The organism is Tropicimonas marinistellae (assembly GCF_001509585.1).
GTDB lineage: Bacteria > Pseudomonadota > Alphaproteobacteria > Rhodobacterales > Rhodobacteraceae > Tropicimonas > Tropicimonas marinistellae.
Map to the genome: position 1 here is coordinate 109,960 of NZ_LNCI01000012.1, position 20,181 is coordinate 130,140.

General features: G+C 62.5%; 24 protein-coding genes and 1 riboswitch. Of the genes, 11 read left to right on the forward strand and 13 right to left on the reverse strand.

Annotation, left to right across the window (positions count from 1 at the left end; genetic code table 11):
* Positions 1–432: 432 nt before the first annotated feature.
* Complete coding sequence (locus ARC39_RS21890) at positions 433–1,098, forward strand: L,D-transpeptidase (RefSeq protein ID WP_068117908.1); 666 nt, start codon at positions 433–435, stop codon at positions 1,096–1,098.
* Positions 1,099–1,176: 78 nt separating this feature from the next.
* On the opposite strand, the gene ARC39_RS21895 is transcribed toward ARC39_RS21890, so the two are convergent.
* The 5 genes from ARC39_RS21895 to ARC39_RS21915 all read right to left on the reverse strand — a co-directional run bounded on the left by ARC39_RS21895 (position 1,177) and on the right by ARC39_RS21915 (position 5,846).
* A complete protein-coding gene (locus ARC39_RS21895) occupies positions 1,177–1,449 on the reverse strand; it encodes a hypothetical protein (RefSeq protein WP_068117911.1) in 273 nt (90 codons plus the stop codon).
* A gap of 179 nt (positions 1,450–1,628) precedes the next feature.
* Positions 1,629–2,810 (reverse strand): c-type cytochrome biogenesis protein CcmI, encoded by a 1,182-nt coding sequence (gene ccmI / locus ARC39_RS21900; RefSeq protein ID WP_236545350.1) that lies wholly within the window; start codon positions 2,808–2,810, stop codon positions 1,629–1,631.
* Between the two features lies 1 nt (position 2,811).
* Entirely contained in the window at positions 2,812–3,279 is a 468-nt protein-coding gene (locus tag ARC39_RS21905) for a cytochrome c-type biogenesis protein (protein WP_068118008.1), read from the reverse strand.
* A gap of 2 nt (positions 3,280–3,281) precedes the next feature.
* Entirely contained in the window at positions 3,282–3,845 is a 564-nt protein-coding gene (locus ARC39_RS21910; protein WP_068117916.1) for a DsbE family thiol:disulfide interchange protein, read from the reverse strand.
* A 3-nt stretch (positions 3,846–3,848) separates the two neighbouring features.
* Positions 3,849–5,846, reverse strand: coding sequence for a heme lyase CcmF/NrfE family subunit (locus ARC39_RS21915; protein WP_068117918.1), 1,998 nt, complete (start codon positions 5,844–5,846; stop codon positions 3,849–3,851).
* Positions 5,847–6,001: 155 nt separating this feature from the next.
* Here ARC39_RS21915 and ARC39_RS21920 point away from each other — a divergent pair, with 155 nt between their 5' ends.
* Positions 6,002–7,018: a YncE family protein gene (locus tag ARC39_RS21920; RefSeq protein WP_068117920.1), complete on the forward strand. Its 1,017-nt coding sequence runs from the start codon at positions 6,002–6,004 to the stop codon at positions 7,016–7,018.
* A gap of 128 nt (positions 7,019–7,146) precedes the next feature.
* Positions 7,147–7,698, forward strand: coding sequence for a rhodanese-like domain-containing protein (locus ARC39_RS26305; RefSeq protein WP_068117922.1), 552 nt, complete (start codon positions 7,147–7,149; stop codon positions 7,696–7,698).
* Positions 7,699–7,721: 23 nt separating this feature from the next.
* On the opposite strand, the gene ARC39_RS21930 is transcribed toward ARC39_RS26305, so the two are convergent.
* Together ARC39_RS21930 and ARC39_RS21935 are read right to left on the reverse strand one after the other, a co-directional pair.
* Positions 7,722–9,110, reverse strand: a complete 1,389-nt coding sequence (locus ARC39_RS21930) for an ATP-binding protein (protein WP_068117925.1) — start codon at positions 9,108–9,110, stop codon at positions 7,722–7,724.
* Positions 9,107–9,829 carry a response regulator gene (locus ARC39_RS21935; protein WP_068117928.1) on the reverse strand — a complete coding sequence of 241 codons (723 nt, stop codon included), beginning with the start codon at positions 9,827–9,829 and terminating at the stop codon, positions 9,107–9,109. Before ARC39_RS21935 ends, ARC39_RS21930 begins: the two co-directional genes overlap by 4 nt.
* 173 nt (positions 9,830–10,002) lie before the next feature.
* Here ARC39_RS21935 and ARC39_RS21940 point away from each other — a divergent pair, with 173 nt between their 5' ends.
* The 8 genes from ARC39_RS21940 (at position 10,003) to ARC39_RS21970 (ending at position 14,682) form a co-directional block, all read left to right on the forward strand.
* Positions 10,003–10,626, forward strand: a complete 624-nt coding sequence (locus ARC39_RS21940) for an EF-hand domain-containing protein (protein ID WP_068117930.1) — start codon at positions 10,003–10,005, stop codon at positions 10,624–10,626.
* Between the two features lie 70 nt (positions 10,627–10,696).
* Positions 10,697–11,014 carry a hypothetical protein gene (locus ARC39_RS21945; RefSeq protein ID WP_068117935.1) on the forward strand — a complete coding sequence of 106 codons (318 nt, stop codon included), beginning with the start codon at positions 10,697–10,699 and terminating at the stop codon, positions 11,012–11,014.
* Between the two features lie 191 nt (positions 11,015–11,205).
* Positions 11,206–11,592: a DUF302 domain-containing protein gene (locus ARC39_RS21950; RefSeq protein WP_068117938.1), complete on the forward strand. Its 387-nt coding sequence runs from the start codon at positions 11,206–11,208 to the stop codon at positions 11,590–11,592.
* Entirely contained in the window at positions 11,589–12,116 is a 528-nt protein-coding gene (locus ARC39_RS21955) for a c-type cytochrome (RefSeq protein WP_068117940.1), read from the forward strand. Before ARC39_RS21950 ends, ARC39_RS21955 begins: the two co-directional genes overlap by 4 nt.
* Positions 12,117–12,830, forward strand: coding sequence for a TVP38/TMEM64 family protein (locus ARC39_RS21960; RefSeq protein ID WP_078059412.1), 714 nt, complete (start codon positions 12,117–12,119; stop codon positions 12,828–12,830).
* A 13-nt stretch (positions 12,831–12,843) separates the two neighbouring features.
* Positions 12,844–13,063, forward strand: a riboswitch (cobalamin riboswitch).
* Positions 13,064–13,097: 34 nt separating this feature from the next.
* Positions 13,098–13,274, forward strand: coding sequence for a CbtB domain-containing protein (locus ARC39_RS25440; RefSeq protein ID WP_078059413.1), 177 nt, complete (start codon positions 13,098–13,100; stop codon positions 13,272–13,274).
* A 4-nt stretch (positions 13,275–13,278) separates the two neighbouring features.
* The gene (locus ARC39_RS21965) at positions 13,279–13,962 is read left to right on the forward strand and encodes a CbtA family protein (RefSeq protein ID WP_068117943.1); all 684 of its coding nucleotides are present in this window, start codon (positions 13,279–13,281) and stop codon (positions 13,960–13,962) included.
* A 57-nt stretch (positions 13,963–14,019) separates the two neighbouring features.
* Entirely contained in the window at positions 14,020–14,682 is a 663-nt protein-coding gene (locus ARC39_RS21970) for a hypothetical protein (protein WP_068117946.1), read from the forward strand.
* A gap of 111 nt (positions 14,683–14,793) precedes the next feature.
* On the opposite strand, the gene ARC39_RS21975 is transcribed toward ARC39_RS21970, so the two are convergent.
* From ARC39_RS21975 to ARC39_RS21995, 6 genes are all read right to left on the reverse strand, one after another.
* Positions 14,794–15,291: a c-type cytochrome gene (locus ARC39_RS21975; RefSeq protein ID WP_201455790.1), complete on the reverse strand. Its 498-nt coding sequence runs from the start codon at positions 15,289–15,291 to the stop codon at positions 14,794–14,796.
* Positions 15,292–15,381: 90 nt separating this feature from the next.
* Positions 15,382–15,846, reverse strand: a complete 465-nt coding sequence (locus tag ARC39_RS21980) for a c-type cytochrome (RefSeq protein ID WP_068117949.1) — start codon at positions 15,844–15,846, stop codon at positions 15,382–15,384.
* Positions 15,847–15,865: 19 nt separating this feature from the next.
* On the reverse strand, positions 15,866–16,069 hold the full coding sequence (locus tag ARC39_RS25725) for a hypothetical protein (protein ID WP_149866513.1): 204 nt from the start codon (positions 16,067–16,069) through the stop codon (positions 15,866–15,868).
* On the reverse strand, positions 16,066–16,317 hold the full coding sequence (locus tag ARC39_RS21985) for a DUF2933 domain-containing protein (RefSeq protein ID WP_236545351.1): 252 nt from the start codon (positions 16,315–16,317) through the stop codon (positions 16,066–16,068). The genes ARC39_RS25725 and ARC39_RS21985 overlap by 4 nt, the downstream gene beginning before the upstream one ends.
* A gap of 16 nt (positions 16,318–16,333) precedes the next feature.
* Positions 16,334–18,712: a copper-transporting P-type ATPase gene (locus tag ARC39_RS21990; RefSeq protein WP_236545352.1), complete on the reverse strand. Its 2,379-nt coding sequence runs from the start codon at positions 18,710–18,712 to the stop codon at positions 16,334–16,336.
* Positions 18,713–19,116: 404 nt separating this feature from the next.
* Positions 19,117–20,043: an NAD-dependent epimerase/dehydratase family protein gene (locus tag ARC39_RS21995; RefSeq protein WP_068117957.1), complete on the reverse strand. Its 927-nt coding sequence runs from the start codon at positions 20,041–20,043 to the stop codon at positions 19,117–19,119.
* Between the last annotated feature and the right edge of the window lie 138 nt (positions 20,044–20,181).

The following is a 20,181-nucleotide window of genomic DNA, read 5'->3' on the forward strand; positions in this document are numbered from 1 at the left end:
GCCGCCAAGGTCAGTGAGGCACACCCGTCAGTGCATCCTGCCCCGGCATGACCGTCCAAACCCGGACAATCCTCGCAGAGCGCATCTGACATAGCACCATGCTCGTCCACCGCAATCTGTGATGCCATGGCCCCGACAGACCCTGTCTGCACGACCGTGCCGACGGCAAAAGCCAGTAGCAAAGTGATGCACAGAGTTTTTAGCAGACGAGACATACGCGTTTTATGCGGTTTCGCGACTGGAATGTCGATAGGGCAACTTGGCAGGACTCGCGTCCGATCGCCCGAATAATCTCGCCGGTTTCGGCCCTGAGTTCCGGACCAAAACGCACGAACCTTTGAACAGACTCAGTAAAGTCCGAGATTGCTTGCCCCGGCCAATTTGAGCACCATTGAGGCTCTGGTTTTAGCCCGTTTCAACAAGGATATCGGTATGCTGACACGACGCCATTTCATCGTTACCACCGCAGCGATGTTTTCGACGCCGATTGTTCCAGCAGTGACAGGTGGCGCTGCGGCATCGCCATCAAACTGGTCCAGCTGGGATGCCCAGGTGACGCCGGCGTACTACGATCCCGCCATTTCAAATCCCTGGGGATTGAATCCACGCTTCTTGCCACGTCTTGTCGAGACGAACCGTAATCTAACGTCTGGCGATATCCACGTAGATGCCGTGGCGCGCTATCTCTACCACATTCAACCCAACGGAACCGCGATGCGCTACGGCGTCGCCATCGGCCGTGGAAACCTCTATGAACCGGGCACCTACACGATAAACCGCAAAGCCAAGTGGCCGTCCTGGACACCCACGGCGAACATGATCCAGCGCGAGCCAGAGATCTATGCCAAGTTCGCTGGCGGCCAGCCCCCGGGGCCCGACAACGCCCTGGGGTCCCGGGCGCTCTATCTCTACGTGGGCTCGCGCGATACGTATTTGCGCATCCACGGAACCCCACTTCCGCGCTCGATCGGATCACGCGCATCTTCCGGATGTGTGCGCATGGTCATGCCGCATATCAATGGATTGTACGAGTTCGTGGACATTGGCGCGACAGCCATTCTCTATCCCGGAGAGGAATCGCTCACCGCGCGCAGTTGATCCGGTGTGTTCGTGCGCGGTGATTGCCGGTCAACGAGACAACTCACACCTGGCACGCGCTCGGCGGCAAGGCCGGCCTTACCTCGTGCAGATCGGCCGTCCGTCTACCGTCCGTACCGGCAGGTAGGTTGTTTCCACGTGGCCAATCCACTTGTACCAGTAACAGCCATCCTCCGGCTGGATCCTAACGGATGTGAGGTCCTGATGCGGAGCGGCCAATGCCAGCACCTCCGCGGGCAATTCCTCCACATCGTTCGGGGCGCTTCCCGAGATACCGGCGTCGGGCACGGTTGCACAAGCAGATAATAATAGCATCGCCGCAATCGCTGGCCAGGATTTCTCCGATCTCATGAGAGCTTCTCCGTCTTTTCCTCATACCTCGCCTGGCAGGCGCAACACGTAGCAGGTGACTGACCCGGCAGGGATCACGCGCAAGCCCTATGGCTTTCCCGACCCTGATCTCGGGTATTCTCACTACAAAATAGTCACAAATTCAAACTGGTCGCGACGCCTCCAACAAGATCGGGTGATTAGTCACCTCCAGCACCAAGGCGATCAAGACCGCTCTGCACTTGCGCGCGCCTCGGGTCCGATTCAGGGAGTTTTTCCGCAAGAACGATGGCCTGCTCATAGGCGTCGATGGCCTTCGACCGCTCCCCCAGGACCGTGTACGCATTGGCAAGTCGCAGCCAACCGTCGAGGTCGTCCGGCTCCTCCTCAAGCCGGCTCGCCAACCGGCCGACCATTGAGCGAATAAAGGCAGAGCGATCCTCCTCGCTCATCTCTCCCGCCGCCGCGACATCTTCCGCGCTTGGCCCAGGGACGGCCTCGCGCGCCATCGGTGCGAAGGAGGCCACGTCTACGGGAGGCCGGCCACTCCGCTCGGCCAGTCTGTTTGCCTGGTCGATGAAGGAAGGCATCCAAGGCGCGAAACCATCGGCCGACTGCAGAGCTGCCAGCAAATTGTCGTAGCCTTCGCCACTCCGTCCCTGCTGGTCGAGCGCAATCGAGTTGTAGAAGACGGCGGCAGGGTTGTTCGGATCCAGCTCAATCGCCCTGTCGATCGCATTTTGTGCCGCAGGCGTAACGATCCCGCTGTCCATCCGGATCAGCGCCTCTGCGAGGCGGGAGAAAATCGCCGAACTGGCATCCGGTTGCTCTGAGCCTCGCTCAAACGCCTGAACTGCATCTTCCACGCGGCCCATGCTCATATAGGTTTGCCCGAGAAGGCCCCAGCCCTCGGCCGGGCCTCCCGACTCGTCGCTCTCCAGCCGGATCCGAAGCTTCTCGGCCAAACCTGCGATCTCGGTCGCCTGCGCCTGCTCTTCGGCGCGATCTGCAAAGGCAAGGCTGGGTGTTTCCGGTGAGCCAAGCAGGCTGTAGAAGCCGCCGGCAGCAATAGGAACCAGAACCGCCGCAAGGATCAGCGGGCCGCGTCCTGCGCGCGAGGGAGTGCCGCTTGTCTTGTCAGACCGGCGGGCGATGGCAAGCATCCGACGCTTGACCTCTCCTGTGGCAGCGGCAGCCTCGGCCTCGGAAATGACCCCGCGCCCCAGGTCCGCTTCGATCTCGGCAAGCTGATCAAGATGGATCGACAACGCACCATCATCCCGGCTGCTTGCCGCCGGTGCGGTTCGGGACGTGAAGATCGAGACGATCAGGAAAGCAACGGCAAGGGCCACAAGCATGGCGAAGGAAAGCCAGAGGATCATCTCACCGCTCCTGTTCCAGGTGTTTCTTCAGGTCGGCGAACTCTGCTTCTTCCTGCACGCTGAGTCCGAAAGGCCCAGATTTCGACCTGGCCCGCAACAGCACCGCGCCTGCCGCGGTGGCACCGATTGCGAGAACGAGGAAGGGCGCGATCCAGAGTGCGTAGGTTGTGGGTTTCCATGGCGGACGGAACAGCACGTAGTCGCCGTAGCGTGCGACGACGAAATCCAGAACCTGTTCATCGGTATCGCCAGCAACGAGCCTTTCGCGCACGAGAATCCTCAGGTCACGCGCCACACCCGCGTTGGAGCTGTCGATGTCCTGGTTCTGGCAGACCACGCAGCGCAACTGCTTCGACAGGTCCCGCGCACGGGCTTCCAGAACCGGATCTTCGAGGATCTCGTCCGGTTCGACAGCGAATGCGGGAAAGGCCAGAAGAAGAACGAAGAGATATGCCGCCAGTGAGCGCATCGTCATGAACCGGCCCCCGCGTTGGCGCGCACCTGGGCCAGCGCCGTGGAGAGCTTTTCAACGGCTTCATCGCCGACCACGGGGCCGACATATCGGTAGAGCACCGTTCCCGAACCATCCACGATGAATGTCTCCGGCACCCCGGAAATCCCCCATTCGATCCCGGCGCGCCCGTCCAGATCCGTCCCGATCCGCTCATAGGGGTTGCCGAGATTGTTGAGCCAGCGGAGCGCATCCTTGGGCTTGTCCTTGTAGTTGATGCCCATGAGCCGCACACCATCATCGCGCACCATGCGCGTCAGCTCGGCATGTTCCGCGCGGCAAGGCACGCACCAGGATGCAAAGACATTGACTACCACCGGCTCACCGGTCTCCGTCAGATCCGACCGTGCGAGGCCGGGTACGCCAATGCCCTCGAGCGGAGGAAGATCGAATTCCGGGGCCGGTTGCGAGATCAGGACCGAGGGGATTGCATTTGGGTCGCGTTCGGGGTTGAGCCCCCAGAGAAGGAAGCCGCCGATCACTATAACGATCAGGAGCGGTAGGGCGACAAGCAGTCTTTTCATGGCCTACTCCGCAGGCGTTGCATTTGCCGGTGCAGCGGTCGACCGGCGCGGCGCTCCGATTCTGAGACGTCGGTCGGAAAGCGACAGGCCGCCGCCCAAAACCAGCATCGCCGATCCCAGCCAGATGAAATTGACCAGAGGCTCGTAGAGGATGCGCAGCGTCCAGGCACCGGGCTTTGCATCGTCGGCCGCCGGTTCGGCCAGAGAGGCGTAGAGATCGCCCGCCAGCGTCGACCGAATGGCCGATTCTGTCGTGTTGCTCTCGGCTACAGGGTAGAAACGGCGCTCCGGGAAGAGCGTCGTGACCGGTTTGCCGTCGCGCGTCACCACCAGTGTTCCGACGTCGGCCAGGTAGTTAGGTCCCTGCCGCCGTTCGACCCCGTCGAAACGCACGTCAAAACCGGCGATCCCGATTTCATTTCCCGGAGAAACGAAAACGACCTGTTCTGATTTCCAGGCACTGGAGCCGATGAAACCGAACATTGCGATCGCCAAACCGAGATGGGCGACCGTCATCCCGTAGGATGCGCGTGGCAGTCCATTCGCGCGGCGGACGCTCTCGGCGAAAGGCGCTTCGAGCAAGCGAATGCGACCTGCCCATTCCCGCAACGTCGCAAGGAACAGCCAGAAAGCCATGGCAAGCGAGAGGACAGCGAGCAAGGGGCCGCCGGTTGTCAGATACCAGACTATTGCAGCCGCAGCGAAGGAGAGGAGTAACAGTCCCCAAAGGCGCTGAAGGACGCCACGGAGGTCCGCCCGCTTCCACGAGAGGAACGGCCCGAACCCCATCACGAAGACCAGCGGAAGCATGATCGGCACGAAGCTGGCATTGAAGAACGGCGGGCCGACAGAGATCTTGTCGCCGGTAATGGCCTCCAGAAACAGCGGATAGAGCGTCCCGAAGAGCACCGTCGCCGTAGCTACGCCGAGCAGCAGGTTGTTGATCAGGAGCCCCGCTTCCCGGCTGACGGGGGCGAAGACGCCGCCGCTTTCCATCTCGGGCGCACGCCAAGCATAGAGGGTGAGCGAGCCGCCGATGGACAGGCCAAGCAGGGCGAGTATGTAGACCCCACGCTCCGGATCGACGGCAAAGGCATGGACCGAAGTCAGCAGGCCGGAGCGGACGATGAACGTCCCAAGCAACGAAAGCGAAAAGGTCAGGATCGCGAGCAGAATGGTCCAGCTTTTGAAAGCGCCCCGCTTCTCGGTAACGATTGCCGAATGCAGCAGTGCCGTGCCCAGCAACCACGGCATGAAGGACACGTTCTCGACCGGGTCCCAGAACCACCAGCCGCCCCAGCCGAGCTCGTAGTAGGCCCACCAGGAGCCAAGCGCGATCCCGGCGGTCAGACTGATCCAGGCCGCCAGCGTCCAGGGCCGTACCCACCTTGCCCAGGCCGCGTCGACACGCCCCTCAATCAATGCGGCGACCGCGAAGGAGAACACGATGGAGAAGCCGACATAGCCGACATAGAGCAGCGGCGGATGCATCGCGAGGCCCACATCCTGCAAAAGCGGATTGAGGTCGTTGCCGTCGATCGGTGGCGGATACAGGCGCTCGAAGGGGTTGGACGTGAGCAGCAGGAATGACAGGAAGCCGACACTGATCCAGGCCTGCGCGGCAAGCGTGCGCGCCTTCAGGGCATCGGGGATATTGCGACCGAACACTGCCACACCCCCGCCGAAAGCCGCGAGGATCAGAACCCAGAGCAGCAGCGAACCCTCGTGGCTGCCCCAGGTCCCGGCGATCTTGAACAGCATCGGTTTCAGGGAGTGCGAGTTTTCCGCGACGTTGCGAACGGTGAAGTCGCTGACGACGAAGGAACGCATCAGGGCGGCAAAAGAGAGACCGATGAACACGGTCTGCCCAATTGCGGTCGCCTTGGCCGAACCCATCCACAAGGCGTTGTTTCGCGCCGCCCCGATCATCGGCAAAATACTCTGGACGAGCGCAAGTCCCAAAGCCAATGCAAGTGCGAATACGCCAATTTCCGGTGTCATCTGGTCCCTCCGCTTTGATCCCGCGTGCCGCCTTCCCGCACTGGAAGGTCAAGCCCCTCGCCAAATGCATCGGTCACGTTGATGTGAAATCCATGTGATTTGACCTTCCCCCACGGGAATCTCGGACAAGTGCTGCAAAACGATCCGGAGGCATCATGAAAACCCTGACACTCACTTTCGCAGCTGCCATCGCCATGCCCTTTTCAGGACTTGCGGATGTCTACGTTCCCGAAGGAGGTGCCGGCACAGCGTTGCATCTCGACGAGGCGTTTGAACCCGTCGGGCGCATCGAGTCGCTGACCGACGTCCACGGCCTCGCCTCCGCTCCGAAGCGTGGTTGGCTGATCGCCGGTAGCCTGTCGGAAGTGGAACCCGGTGAAGTTTCCAGGCCTGCCGGCGTTTCTGCCGAGGATCACGCTGCCCATCACGGTGGGGCAAAATCCATGCCCGACAGCGTGAGCATCGTTTCCATCGTCAATGCCGCCTCGCACGAGGTCGTCAAAAGGATAGAGGTCCCGGGCGGCGTTCATCATGTCGAGGTGAGCTCGGACGAGCGTTGGGCCATTGTGACCCATCCCGGACTCGAAGCCGTCTCGATCATCGACCTCGATAGCGGTGAAGTAACGGCAACCGTGCCCACAGGCCCCGTTCCAGAATACGCAGTCGCAGATCCGGCGACGGGGCGGGTTTTCATATCCAATGCGGGCAACGGAACGATCAGCGATCTTGATCCGGCGAAAGGCTACGTGACACGAAACTTCAAGGTCGAAGGTGGTCCGAAGCACATGCGCCTTCTGGCCGGTGCGCGGCGCCTGATCTCCGCCGAGGCCGATGAGGGGATTGTCACGATCCTTGATGCCGACAGCGGTGAAACGCTGGACCGGATCGAGATCGGCGGCGAGCTGCACGGTGTCGATGCCGGGCTTGGAGCGATTTACGTCAGCGCGCGCGAACGCGAGCGTGTCGTCCGCATCGACGTCGCGACCGGAGAAACGATGGAGGCCGATGTCGGCCCACAGCCCTACCACATGACGCTCGTCGGCGACGACCTCCTGGTCAGCAGTTCCGAACTGCCGATGATCTGGGTTCTCAACCCTCGTACACTGGATCTGAAGAAAGTCATTCCGACGGCCGGAACGGCACATCAGATAGTGCCAGCGTTTTCCTCGTGAGTTCGGGCGGTCCCTTCCGGGCTCTCGAATTGCCACCCCGAAGTCCCAACTTCGGGGTGGCGCCGAAGTATCATACGATATGCAAGGGGCACCCACGACTTTCCTGAACGCCGGGACGGAGCCATGCCATGAAACAAGACCTTCTGACGACGACCTTCGTTCTGGTGCTCGCTGGCTTGGGCATGGCAACAGCCTCCGACCTGCCGCCATCAAAGCAAAGCAGTCTCGGACTCTACCTGTCGTCCCGTGAGGCAGCGGGCCTACTTTCAGCTGAACCGTCCGCGCTCATGATCGACGTGCGAACCCCCGAAGAGATCGATGAGACCGGGATTGCCGAGGATGTCGACGCCTTGATCCCGCTGGCTTTGCTGAACGGGTCCAATGGACTCGCGTTCAACCCGGACTTCTATCCTGGCTTTCTGAGGCTCGTATCCGAACGAAACATCGCGACCGACACTCCGATCGTGCTGATCTGCCGGTCGGGCAATCGCAGCGCACAGGCCGTCAACGCACTGGCCAGTCTCGGATTCACCCGTGTCTACACCGTCACCGACGGCTTCGAGGGCGACCGGGCCAAGGATGGTCGGCGAACGGTGAACGGATGGAAGAACGCAGGCCTGCCCTGGCGCAAGCAACGCGCAAGCGATTGCGCGCCTGCGATCGAGGGCGGTGCCTGCTGAGGACGCTGGCCAAACTTGCGGGTTCAGGCCACGGGCAACGAGATGATCGCCCGGAGGCCGCCTTCGGGGCCGTTACTCAACACGATATCTCCGCCATGCGATTGCAGGATCGTGCGGGCGATGGAGAGGCCAAGCCCGGTCCCGCCGGTGTCGCGCGAACGGGACCCTTCCAGTCGCACGAAGGGATCAAATACCCTCTCGAGGTCCGTATCCGGGATTCCGGGGCCCTGATCATTGATCGTGATGACCGCCAGGCGCCCGTGTTGCTCGGTGCTGACTTCGGCCCTGTCACCGTATCGGACGGCATTTTCAATGATGTTCCGCAAGGCCCGGCGCATGGAGGTCGGGCGCACTCGAACTGTCATGTCTGGAGCGACGGACTCCAGAGTGATGGATCGCGCCGTTGTCTCGCTCTCGGCCACCAGATCCGACAGGAAACCTTCGACATCCACCGTCTCAAACGCCTCGGTCTCCGCCACACCCCGGGCGAAGGCGAGCGTGCTCTCCACCATGCTCTGCATTTCCTCGGTCGATCCAATGACCCGCTCGCGGGTCTCGTCGTCGTCGATCATCTCTGCCCGCACCCGGAGAGCGGTGAGCGGTGAGCGCAGGTCATGGCTCAGGGCAGCGAGCAGGCGCGTCCGGTCATCCACGAACCGCCGGATGCGGGTCTGCATGTCATTGAATGCGCCTGTCAGGCTGCGAAGCTCATGGGGGCCGGACGGCGCGATCTCTTCGACTTCCTCCCCACGCCCGAAACGTTCCGTCGCGCGTGCAAGCCTGGCAAGCGGTCCGGTCAACTGACCGAGCGCAAACCACAAGGTCGCGGCGATCAGGGTTGCCGAGATGGCGAAGGTCGCAAATGCAGTCCAGCCGATCTGGTAGGGTGGATGATGGAAGCGGGTCACGACGTTGAGCCATTCGCCACCCGCCAATGCGACCGAGATCGTCATTTCCACCGAAGAGATCTGAACATCGCGCATTGCCATGTGCATCCGGGCCATTTCCGCAGGCATGCCCGCCATGGGGGGCATGGCGTCCGAGGTCCGGTGAAGCTCGACCCGGACTTCCGGCGCTGGATCCTGCCGGATCTGGGAGGCGATCTGCGCGGCGGCCCGACCACTGCCGTCATGGTCCGGATGATCAACCGTCGGTGCGGGATCGAGCGTGAAGCGTACCAGCGGAGAATTGGCTGCCTGAATAATCGCCGGCCTGAGGTCTTCGGGGGCCTCGACAATCAGGCTTGCTACATTCGCCGCCCGGCTCGCGGCTTCTTGCCCGAGCGCCGCCTGCACGGCCAGCTCTCGCTCGTCGGCAAAGAGCCACACGGACAATCCTTGCGCCACCGCCAGTGTAAGAAGCATCAGCAGAAGCAACTGACCGCGCAATGATCCAGGGAGAAAGCGCCTCATTTTTCGACCTTCACGTCAGTGGCAAGGCTGTATCCGCCGCCACGCACCGTTGTGATGATTTCCGGGCGTGACAGGTCGAGCTCGATCTTCTTGCGCAACCGGCTCACCTGGTTGTCTATCGTCCGGTCGAAAACCTGCGCCGTGCGGCCGGAGGTCAGGTCGAGAAGCTGATCACGGCTGAGCACGAAACGGGGCCGCTCGAGGAACACCGTCAGCAACTTGAACTCGGACGTGGTGAGATGCGCCTCACGCCCATCCTCATGGTGCAACTCCTGCTTGTCTGTGTCGAGTGTCCAGCCTGCGAACCGGACCCGGTGGCTCGTGAGCGTACCAGCCGTCGGCACCGCCCGACCGGCCCGGCGCAGAATCGCCTTGATGCGCGCCAGCAACTCGCGCGGGTTGAAGGGCTTGGGCAGGTAGTCGTCGGCGCCCACTTCCAGTCCGATGATACGATCGGTTTCCTCGCCCATCGCCGTCAGCATCAGGATGGGCGCGCTTCCCTGTGCCGAAAGCCGGCGGCAGACCGAGATCCCGTCCTCGCCGGGCATCATCACGTCGAGCACGATCAGGTCGAACCGCCCGGTCCGCAGTTTCTCGTCCATCTCCATGGCATCCCGCGCCACGCTCGTGCGCATCCCGTTGCGTTCCAGATACCGGCTCACGGCATCGCGGATGTCGCGGTGATCATCGACGATCAGGATATTCGGTTCGTCTGTCATGGGTCTGGAATAACGCATTTATCGCAGATGCCGCGACCGAATTGGTCACGCTTCGTATGAAAGGCGCGTTTTGCGACAAACGGATACAAAAAACTCCGATCCTGGCATCATGTTGCGACAGACAGCTCCCAGATTGGCCTCATCCGAAGAATGACAACCAATGAGGATAGGTCATGAAACGCACCACGAAACTCTCTCTCGCCCTGCTCGCCGCAACCGCCATCGGCGCCGCTGTTTCCGCCCCGGTTCTCGCGCATGGCCCGCAAGGCAATGGCTGGATTCAGGGTGGCCAACATATGCCCGGTGCGATGATGGGCGCCCAGGGTGGCCCCGGCACGATGGGTCAGGCTGGTCCGGGCGCGATGGGCGGCCAGGGGATGATGGGCCAGGGCGGCCCCGGCGGCATGATGGGTGACCCCGCGATGATGCAGCAGATGATGCAGATGCATCAGCAGATGGGTGGCATGATGGGTGGTCTGTTCGGTGAGTTCGACACCGATGGCGACGGCACTGTGACGGCCGAGGAAGCCCATGCTGGTTTGCAGGGCCTGCTTGAAGAATTCGACGCCGATGGCGACGGAACGCTCTCGCTCGAAGAGTTCGAAAGCCTGCATTCGGATATGATCCGCGGCAGCGTTGTGAACCGGTTCCAGGCGCTCGACGAGGACGGCGACGGCAAGGCAACGGCGGATGAAATCACCGCGCCGGCCGATCACTTTGCCCTGATGCAGTCCATGCACCAGGCGGGTGGCGTCGCCGGCGACGACGCGCCGGAAGAAACAGAAGAAAGCAACTGACCCAACGGGTGGGCGGCACGAAGGACGCCGCCCACCCATACCGCAATCCCATGCACAAAGGAGACGAAACATGACGACCATCGGAAAACACGTCCTCGTCGTGATTGCCGCAGTCGCAATCCCGTCCCTCGCCCTGGCGCATGGCCCGGGACCGGGCAACGGACCGGCCGGCCAGTTCCAGAACGGAACGCCGCCCTGTACAGGCGCGACCAACGGCCAGACGCCTTGCGGAGGTGTTCCCGGGGCCGGACCGAACGGTGCCGGAATGCCCGGACCTGGCTACGGGCATGGGCCACAGATGATGCAAGGTTATGGCATGACGCCGGGACAGGGACATGGCTGGCAGAACGGCCGGCAGGTTGGTCCCGGACGGAACTGGCGGAACTGAACGGGCAATACGCTCGTCCTGATGAGAAAGGACTGAACCATGATGGGTGGATATGGATATGGTTTCGGCATGGGACTCGGCGCGATCTGGATGGTGCTGATCATCATCGTGACGCTGCTCGCCATCCTCGCGCTGGCCAAATACCTGGCGAAGTGACGCCAGAGCCAAATTGAAAAGGAAGGAATGATCCGATGAGCTATACCGTTGACAGGTTTTTCGCCGACGCCGATTTCGAAGAGATCGACACCCGCCTGCGCAGCGCGCTGGCCGACAAGGGCTTTGGCGTGCTGACCGAGATCGACGTCAAGGCGACGATGAAGAAGAAGATCGACGCCGATATGGAGCCCTACCGCATCCTCGGTGCTTGCAACCCGAACATGGCGTGGCAGGCGATCGGCATGGAGCCGCGCGTGGGCGCGATGCTGCCCTGCAACGTGATCCTGCGGGCCGTCGAGGGCGGCGTGGAGGTCAGCGCTATCGATCCGGAAGCCTCCATGCAGGCCATCGACAATGGCGGTCTCAAACAGGTTGCCGGCCAGGTGCGCGAGCTTCTGCGGGGCGCACTGGAGGCGATATGACACCGGAAGACGAACGGCGCGGCACCCGTTGGGAAGTCTTTGCCCTTGGGGCCGTCGCCATCTTCGTTGTGATCTTTGGCCTGGCGGAACTCGCCGGGTGGACCGGATCCGCGCGGTCACAATGGCCGGCCGAATTCAAGAGCAACGGGGAAAGGATCTATTTCACCGGCTCCTCCGAGAGCGGCCATCCGATACGGTCTTTCGGTGGCAACCAGCACAACCTGATGATGCGCGGCAATGCCTGCGTTGCCTGTCATGGTGCGGACCGGGAGGGCGACCGGCTCTTCATGAGTTTCTGGCAATCCGCCCCGGCCATTACCCCAGAGGCTCTCGCGGGTGATCATGGCGATGACGGCCATGCCCACGACGCCGATGACCGCGCCTCCCTCGTCCGCGCGCTCACCGATGGCATTCGCCCGGACGGTTCGACAATCGGTGCGGACATGCCGCGCTGGCAGCTTTCCGAGGCGGACATGCAGGACCTGGCAGCCTACCTGTTGCCGGATTCCGTGTACGGGCACTGAATGCCCCCAGTCGAAAAGATCACTGAGGCCGAGGGCTGCAATACCCAGAAGTGGAAATGGGCGCTTGGCCTCGGGGTGGCGGTGCTCGTAGCTGCGGCAAGTTTGCTGCTACTGCCAAGGCTTCCACCTTTTGAAAACCTTTGGAATCCCGACGCGGAAACGCTCCGTGAGCTGGTCGCCCGCGCCGGTTTGTGGGGGCCGTTTCTGATCGTGGCGTTCATGATCGTGGCCGTCGTCGCGAGCCCTATCCCGAGTGCGCCGATCGCGATGGCCGCGGGGGCCGCCTATGGCCATGTCATGGGCAGCGTCTATGTCCTGACCGGCGCGGAGATTGGCGCACTGATCGCTTTCCTGATCGCCCGCAATGTAGGGCGGGTTCCGCTGCGACGTTGGTTCGGAGACAGGACCGACACGGGGCTGCTCGGCTCGCAGAACGCCCTGACCTACACCGTCTTCGTCACCCGCCTCATGCCCTTTGTCTCCTTCGATATGATCAGCTATGCCGCTGGTCTGTCGTCGATCAAGTTCTGGCGTTTCGCCCTTGCAACGCTCGCCGGGATCGTACCCGCCAGCTTCCTGCTGGCGCATTTCGGGGACGTGGCGACACAACAGGATAGCATTCCAACGATCTGGATCGCGCTTGCGCTCGGGCTCGCCACCGGCGTTCCGCTTCTCGTCGGCGCAATGCGATGGCTTGCGAAGCGGCTTGCGTGAGCGCGAACACCTGACGTAAGGTCGAAAGATCCGGTTCTCCCGCGAGGCACAAAGTGTCGGGAGATGAAAAGGGAATTCGGAGGGATGCGACCCAATCGGGGCACCTGACCGAAGCCGCCCCCGCGACTGTCCGCGGCGAGTACGGGCCGAACATGCCACTTGCGCCACGCAGGGAAGGCCGGACCGCACGACGACCCGCCAGCCAGGAGACCTGCCGGTGTAGCGCAACTCGAATGCCGTCGGGTGTGACGGCACAAGGAGACCAATATGATCGCATCGCGTCAAACCATCCCCGCCGGCGGCATTTCCAGCCGAGCGGTTGCCGTTTTCCTCTGCGGCGTCCTCGGGCTGGGGATCATCACCCTCGCCGGCAACGTTCAGGCCGCCTCGTTGCACAACGCGGCGCATGACGTGCGGCACGCCAACGGCTTCGCCTGCCACTGATCCCATGATCCTGAAAACTGTGACCGGCGCCATTGTCGCCGGCGCTGCGGCAGGCCTGTTCGCAGGCCTGTTGCAGCTCGCTTTCGTGCAGCCGGTGCTGCTGCACGCGGAACTCTACGAGTCCGGCCAGCTGGTGCATTTCGGCGCTGAAACGCCGGCTGCGATGGCCGTATGGCCCGGCATCGACCCCGTGCGGGACGGGCTGAGCCTGCTGTTCTCCATGCTGATCTATACCGGCTACGGGTTGCTTCTGACCGCTGCGGTGATGCTGGCAAGGGGCGAAGAAGGCTGGATTGGCTGGCGCGAAGGATTGGTCTGGGGCGTCTGCGGATTCATCGCCGCGCATCTGGCGCCGGCCTTTTCGCTGCCACCGGAGGTGCCCGGCGCGGCCTATGTCGATGTCGGCCCGCGACAGGCCTGGTGGGCGGCCACCATTGCCGCGACGGCGGTTGCGCTCTGGCTGCTCGCGTTCACGCGACGGCCCTGGGCACCCGCGCTGGCGTTGGTGCTCATTGCAACGCCGCATGTGATCGGCGCGCCGCAGCCCGACAGTTTCGAAGGTCCGGTGCCGCCCGAATTGGCCGCGCTTTTCGCCGCCCGAGCGCTCGGCACGGGACTTGCCGCCTGGTCCATTCTTGGTGCGGCCGTCGCGCTCGTCGGGCGGTCACATTCGGCCGAAGGGCGGTGATCCGCTCCAACGGCGGCGGCTCGACCGGCGCTGTTGTCGATGGCACCATGGAAAGCGATGCAGCGATATTTTACCACCGAAATGCCTGCCGGGCGCTTCCTGCTCAACACGCTGATCTTCAGCACGTTGAGCCTGCTGCCGTTGCTCCTGCTCTATGTCAGCCTGAGACCGGGCTTCGCGGCGCACCTGCTGCAGGGCGGCCCGGCGCTCGGGCGCTTCCTGAGGCAGGTTCTGACAAACGGCCTGCCCGTGGTCTTCGGCGTCAACTACCTGTCCTTCTTCCTCCTTGCGCTGGTCAGCAACCGCGAAAAGGCGCCGGACAACCCGCTGCGCCTGATCGTCATCGACCTGCTGGCGCGGCTGGCGATCTTCATCCTGCTCCATGCGGGGATCTACGTCCTCTCCGCGGGCTGGTTCGGCTCCTTCGGCGGTGACCAGATGACAGCGCTGCGGGTTGTCGGCCCGACACTCGCCCGATCCGCCTTCTTCGAGAACATCTCGGGCGTCTACCTGTATGCAACGCTCATCAGTGCTTTGCCGCTCTATGTGATTCTCATCGAGCAGGCCGTGGCGCTTCGCCCCGACTCCCGGCTTGCGCGAACGATCCGACCGCTGCCCGGCAGGACCGGGGCGGTGATCGCCGCATTTGGCGCATTCTGCCTTTTCCTGATCGCACTGACAGGAACCGCACTGGCGATCGCCAGCCTTCTGTCCGGGTGAGCCTGACGTGCCGCACGCCCGCGTTCAGGATCATGCCACCACGCTGTACATCGTCCCCATCCGACACGCCTGCCTCAGGTCGCAAGACATCATCGGGAAGGATTGCGGCTATCAGTCGTGGTCGTCCTCTTCCCCGTCCTCGTGGTGATCGTCTTCACCTTCGTGGTGCATCATTTCCTCGATCTCATGCGGAACATCGGCCATCGAGAACCGTTTCTGCTCCGCCGGGTCGTGGACAAAGGCAATGATGTCGGCCAGTTCTTCGCCGGAAAGCTCGATCTGTCCGCCAAGCTCATCCTCCTGCAATGCGACCATGGCACCCGCACCGCGCCACATGCGGGCGGCGAATTCGAACGGGTTCATGACTTCGTCCATGGAGGCCGCGTCGAGCATCGGCGCGTCCGCGCCGCCGACCCCGTTGATCGAATGGCAGACCACGCAGCCTTTCGACGCGAAGAGCGCACGCCCGCGCTCCGCGTTCATCTCGGGCATTGCCAGGCCGGGCGCCAACATCGCTTCGGCAGCAGAATGCTGGCCACCATGGGTCGCCAGCGCGGGCGTGGCACTGAGTAGTCCCAGTGCCACGAGGGCAGGAATGGTCTGTTTCATGTCGTCTACTCCCTTCTGGTCAGGATTTGTCGTTTTGCCTTTCCATTCTTTCGCGCCTGTCACCGGAGTTCCGGCCCTACGACTACAGTATCACTCTATCCCGTTTGCGCGCTGGATCTCCCGGATGTAGCTGGCAATTCGAAGGGCATCCTGTTGGTTGACGCCCTCGATGTTTGGCATGTCACCGAAATTCCAGTGATGCGACGGAACACCGGACATGGCCGCACGGACAAAGGACGTGTCCGGGTGATGCCCCGGTTCGTAGATCGGATGAACGAGCGGCGGTCCGTTATCCGTCCCGCCGGCGCCATTGATACCATGACAGCTGGCGCAGTTTTCCTCGAAGGACAGCTGGCCGAAATACGATTGCGCGCTCCTCTTTTCGGGTAGGCGGATACTGTCCGGGTCGGGCGCGGGAGCGGCTGCGGACGCGCCGTGCATTTCGGGATTGACGCGCGGGCGGTCGCGACTGTCGTCGCCGGTCTGTGTCCATGCAACGGCGGCAACGCCGCCTGCGAGCATCGTTGCCGTAAGGGCGAGATGAAGGAGCTTCATCCTTTGGTGTTTCCTTATTCTATTGTCGTTCTCGAGAAGGCCCGTCTGGTCGAGCCGGATCGGAGAGGGAAGGAAGCGACGGCCTGCAGTCGCATCCTTGAATGCCGGAAAGGCGTTGCTTCTGCCGTGCCTCGCTCAACGATTTCCACGCAAAGAGCGAGAAGATTGCAGCATAGGCCGGCAGCAGCAGCCACAGGTCAAACAGGGAGGCCGGTTCGGTCATGATTTGTCACCTCCCGATCCATGCCCGCCATGTCCGCCATGCATGAAGAAATGCATCCCCACACACAGCAGAAACGGTAGCCAGACGAAGAGGTTGCTGTTTAGGATCACGTCGCGGTACTCGATCCCGAGGATCAGGCCACCGCCAGCGAGTGCGGCCAGCATGTAGCGGCCATTGCGCGATTTCCAAAACGGGCGCTGTTCCGTCTCAACGCGGTGATCGGTGTGCTGGGTGGATTGATGGACCATCATGGGGCTCCTTTCTTCAGATTTTGGCGCTGCGCAGGCGAAGCGAATTGAGCACGACCGAGATCGAGGAGGCGCTCATGGCAAATGCGGCGAACATCGGGCTGATGAGGATCCCGAAGAGCGGGAAGAGGATGCCCGCCGCGACCGGCACGCCAGCCGTGTTGTAGATAAGGGCGAAGAACAGGTTCTGGCGGATGTTACGCATGGTTGCGCTCGCCAGCCGCCTTGCCCGGACGATACCGTCGAGATTGCCCTTCACCAGGGTGATACCCGCACTCTCGATGGCAACATCGGCCCCTGTGCCCATCGCGATGCCGACATCGGCCTGCGCCAGTGCGGGCGCGTCGTTCACACCGTCTCCTGCCATGGCGACCTTTCGGCCCTCCGCCTGCAACTCGCGGATGATGCGAGCCTTGTCCTCGGGGAGCACATCGGCGCGGATCTCGTCGATACCGATCTGTGCGGCCACCGCCGCCGCGGTGCGCTCATTGTCGCCGGTTGCCATGATGATCCGGAAGCCCAGATCGTGCAGGGACTTCAGAGCGGCGGGAGTGGTTTCCTTGACCGGATCGGCCACGCAGACCAGTCCGGCCACCGCGCCATCGAGCACCACGAACATCACCGTTTCCCCGGCGTCCCGCCGGGCATTGGCGCGCTGTGTCAATTCCTCGACATCCAGCCCGAGGTCCGAGACCAGCTTCAGGTTGCCGAGCGCCACCGACCGTCCGTCGACGCGCCCCGTGACGCCCTTGCCGGTGACCGCCTCGAATTCCTCCGCTGAGCCAAGGCGGACGCCGCGTTCCTCGGCACCCGAAACGATGGCTTCGGCCAGGGGATGTTCGGAGCCTTTCTCCAGCGAGGCCGCGAGCCGCAGCACCTGTTTCTCATCATGGCCCGGTTCGGGCAGCACGGCGACAAGTTGCGGCTTGCCCATTGTGAGCGTGCCCGTCTTGTCGACGATCAGCGTGTCGACCATCTCGAAACGTTCCAGTGCCTCGGCATTCTTGATCAGCACACCCGCCTGCGCGCCGCGGCCGGAGGCCGTCATGATCGACATCGGCGTCGCCAGCCCGAGCGCACAGGGGCAGGCGATGATCAGCACCGCCACGGCCGCCACGAGCGCATAGGAGAGCGCGGGCTGCGGCCCCCAGATAGCCCAGCCAATGAAAGCGAGAACCGCAATCGCAATCACTGCCGGCACGAAGATCCCGGCAACCTTGTCGGCATATTTCTGGATCGGTGCGCGGGAACGCTGCGCGTTGGACACCATCTCAACGATCTGCGCCAGCATGGTCTCGGAGCCGACGCGCGTCGCCTCCATTACGAAGCTGCCGGTGCCGTTGATGGTGGCGCCGGTGACGTTGTCGCCCTCGACCTTTTCAACCGGAACCGGCTCACCGGTGATCATGCTCTCGTCGACCGAGGAGCGGCCCTCGACCACAAGCCCGTCCACCGGCACCTTGTCGCCGGGACGCACACGAAGCCTGTCGCCCGGCTGAACGTTGTCCAGTGGGATTTCTTCCTCGGTTCCGTCGACCCGCAGGATCCGCGCCGTTTTCGCCGCCATGTCGAGCAGGGCGCGAATGGCCTTGCCGGTCCCTTCACGAGCGCGCAACTCCATCACCTGCCCGAGCAGGACAAGCGTCACGATCACGGCCGCGGCCTCAAAATAGACACCCACATGGCCTTCTGCGTCACGGAAACCATCCGGGAAGATGCCGGGTGCCAGAACGGCTGCGATACTGAACAGCCAGGCCGCCATCACGCCCATCGCGATCAGTGAGAACATGTTGAGGTTGCGTGTGCGGAACGAGTTCCAGCCGCGCACAAGGAACGGCCAGCCGCACCACAAGACCACCGGTGTCCCGAGGATCAGTTCAATCCAGAGTGTCGCGCGCTCGCCGAACACCTCCCGAACGCCGGGAATACCCAGGTAAGGCCCCATGGTCAGGACCAGCAGCGGGACAGTCAGGGCCGCGCCAACCCAGAACCTGCGCTGGAAATCCACCAGTTCCGGGTTTGGTCCCTCCGCCTGCATCGTGGCCGATTCCAGTTCCAGACCCATCCCGCAGAGCGGACAGGAACCCGGTTCGACCTGACGGACCTCCGGGTGCATCGGGCAGGTATAGACAGCGCCGTCCCAGTCGGACGGAACCGTGTCGAACTGCTTGCCATTGGTCCCGGTATGCCCGGAATGATGGTGTCCATCACTGGCATGATGCGCATGGTGCCCGGAATGCATGTGATCGCCGCCGGTCAGGTCCGCCTCGGCGACAAGGTGCATACCGCATTTCGGGCAGTCTCCCGGCTCATCCTGGCGGATCTCGGGGTGCATCGGACAAACATAGACGGGCGGAACTTCAGGTGAAGGAGATTGCGGGCCATGATCGCGCATATCGGCATCCTCTCGTGTCGAGTCGTTGCCAATATGCGGGTTCCATCAACTGGAAGGTCAAATGCAGAAGGTGCGGGTTTTTCCTCACTTGTTCGTGATCGTTCGGCGAGGATGCGGATCTGGCTCCCGCAACCCTCATTTCGACCCGGCCCCGCTCTTCAAGCTGCAGGGGATTCCGTCGCACATTTGACCGGTTTGAGGGGGGTATTTCCAGATCAAGCGATGGACTTAGCTGGGCAAGACCTTGTCGCATGTATCAAACCGATGATGGCAGTTCTCTTCACTCAACGCTAGACCATATCAAGTATGTGTAGAAAGGCCCACACCACCCCGCCCTTACGCCGGACATCCGCCGAAAGCGTTAACCCTGTCGATCCAAAGACTTAAAGCTGAGTGCGTGATAGCTAAGCCAAAAGCAGCTTCTCCGCCCTCTGTATTGCTCGGGGATCTTCAACGTAGTCCCGCCAGTCGTGCTTCTGCTCGAAACCCAGCATAGTGCGGATCTTCAGATTGGAGAACAGTGCTTCGTCCTCGTGCAACTCACGCGTCACTGGGACATCAGCATAGAACCGCCGGATTATTTCGCTGTTGGGCAGGTTGACCGAGTTTGTATCGTTTCCGGCGTTGAAGATCTGGAAGCCGAGCCCGTCGGTCTTGAGGCACAGATCGACGATCTGGCCGAGGTCGCGGGCGTCGATATAACAGAAGATGTTGCGCCGCCGGCAGGCCGGGTCGGCAAAGAAGCCGGGGAAGCGGTCGTATTCGTCCGGCTCCATCACGTTGCCGATCCTGAGCCCGTAGATGTCGAAGCCCGAACGGCGCTGAAACGCGCGGGCGGTCTTTTCGTTCACCACCTTCGACAGCCCGTAGCTGTCCATCGGGTTGGTGTCGTGCTCCTCGTCCATCGGCAGGTAATCGGGGCAGACCACTCCGTCAGCGAAGCAGACGCCATAGGTGGTTTCCGACGAGGCAAAGACGATCTTGCGGATGCCGAGCTTCACCGCCGCCTCGATCACGTTGTAGGTGCCGATGGTGTTCACCCGGAAGGTCTCGTGATCGGGGTTGATCAGGATGCGGGGGACGGCGGCGAAATGCACCACTGCGTCGAAGGCCGGCACGCCGGTGCCTGGCTCCAGCTCGTCGAAATCGGCGTAGCTGGTCATCACGTTGAACATCGAGCCGCTGTCGGTGATGTCGGCGATCAGGTTGTCGATGCCGGGCTCGTCGAGCGGCTTGAGATCGACATTGACCACCCGGTGCCCCTTGCCCCGCAGGTAGCGGCAAACATGGCGCCCGGCCTTGCCGGACCCGCCTGTGAACAGAATACGCATCGGCAGTGTTTCCTTTCTATGCCCCAACAATCGCACCGACCCCAAAGGCAACCACTGCGCAGACAGTCCCGACAAGAACCGTTTCACCTACACAGCGCAGCACATTCTCTCGAGTTGACCACCATCGCAGAAGTCCAA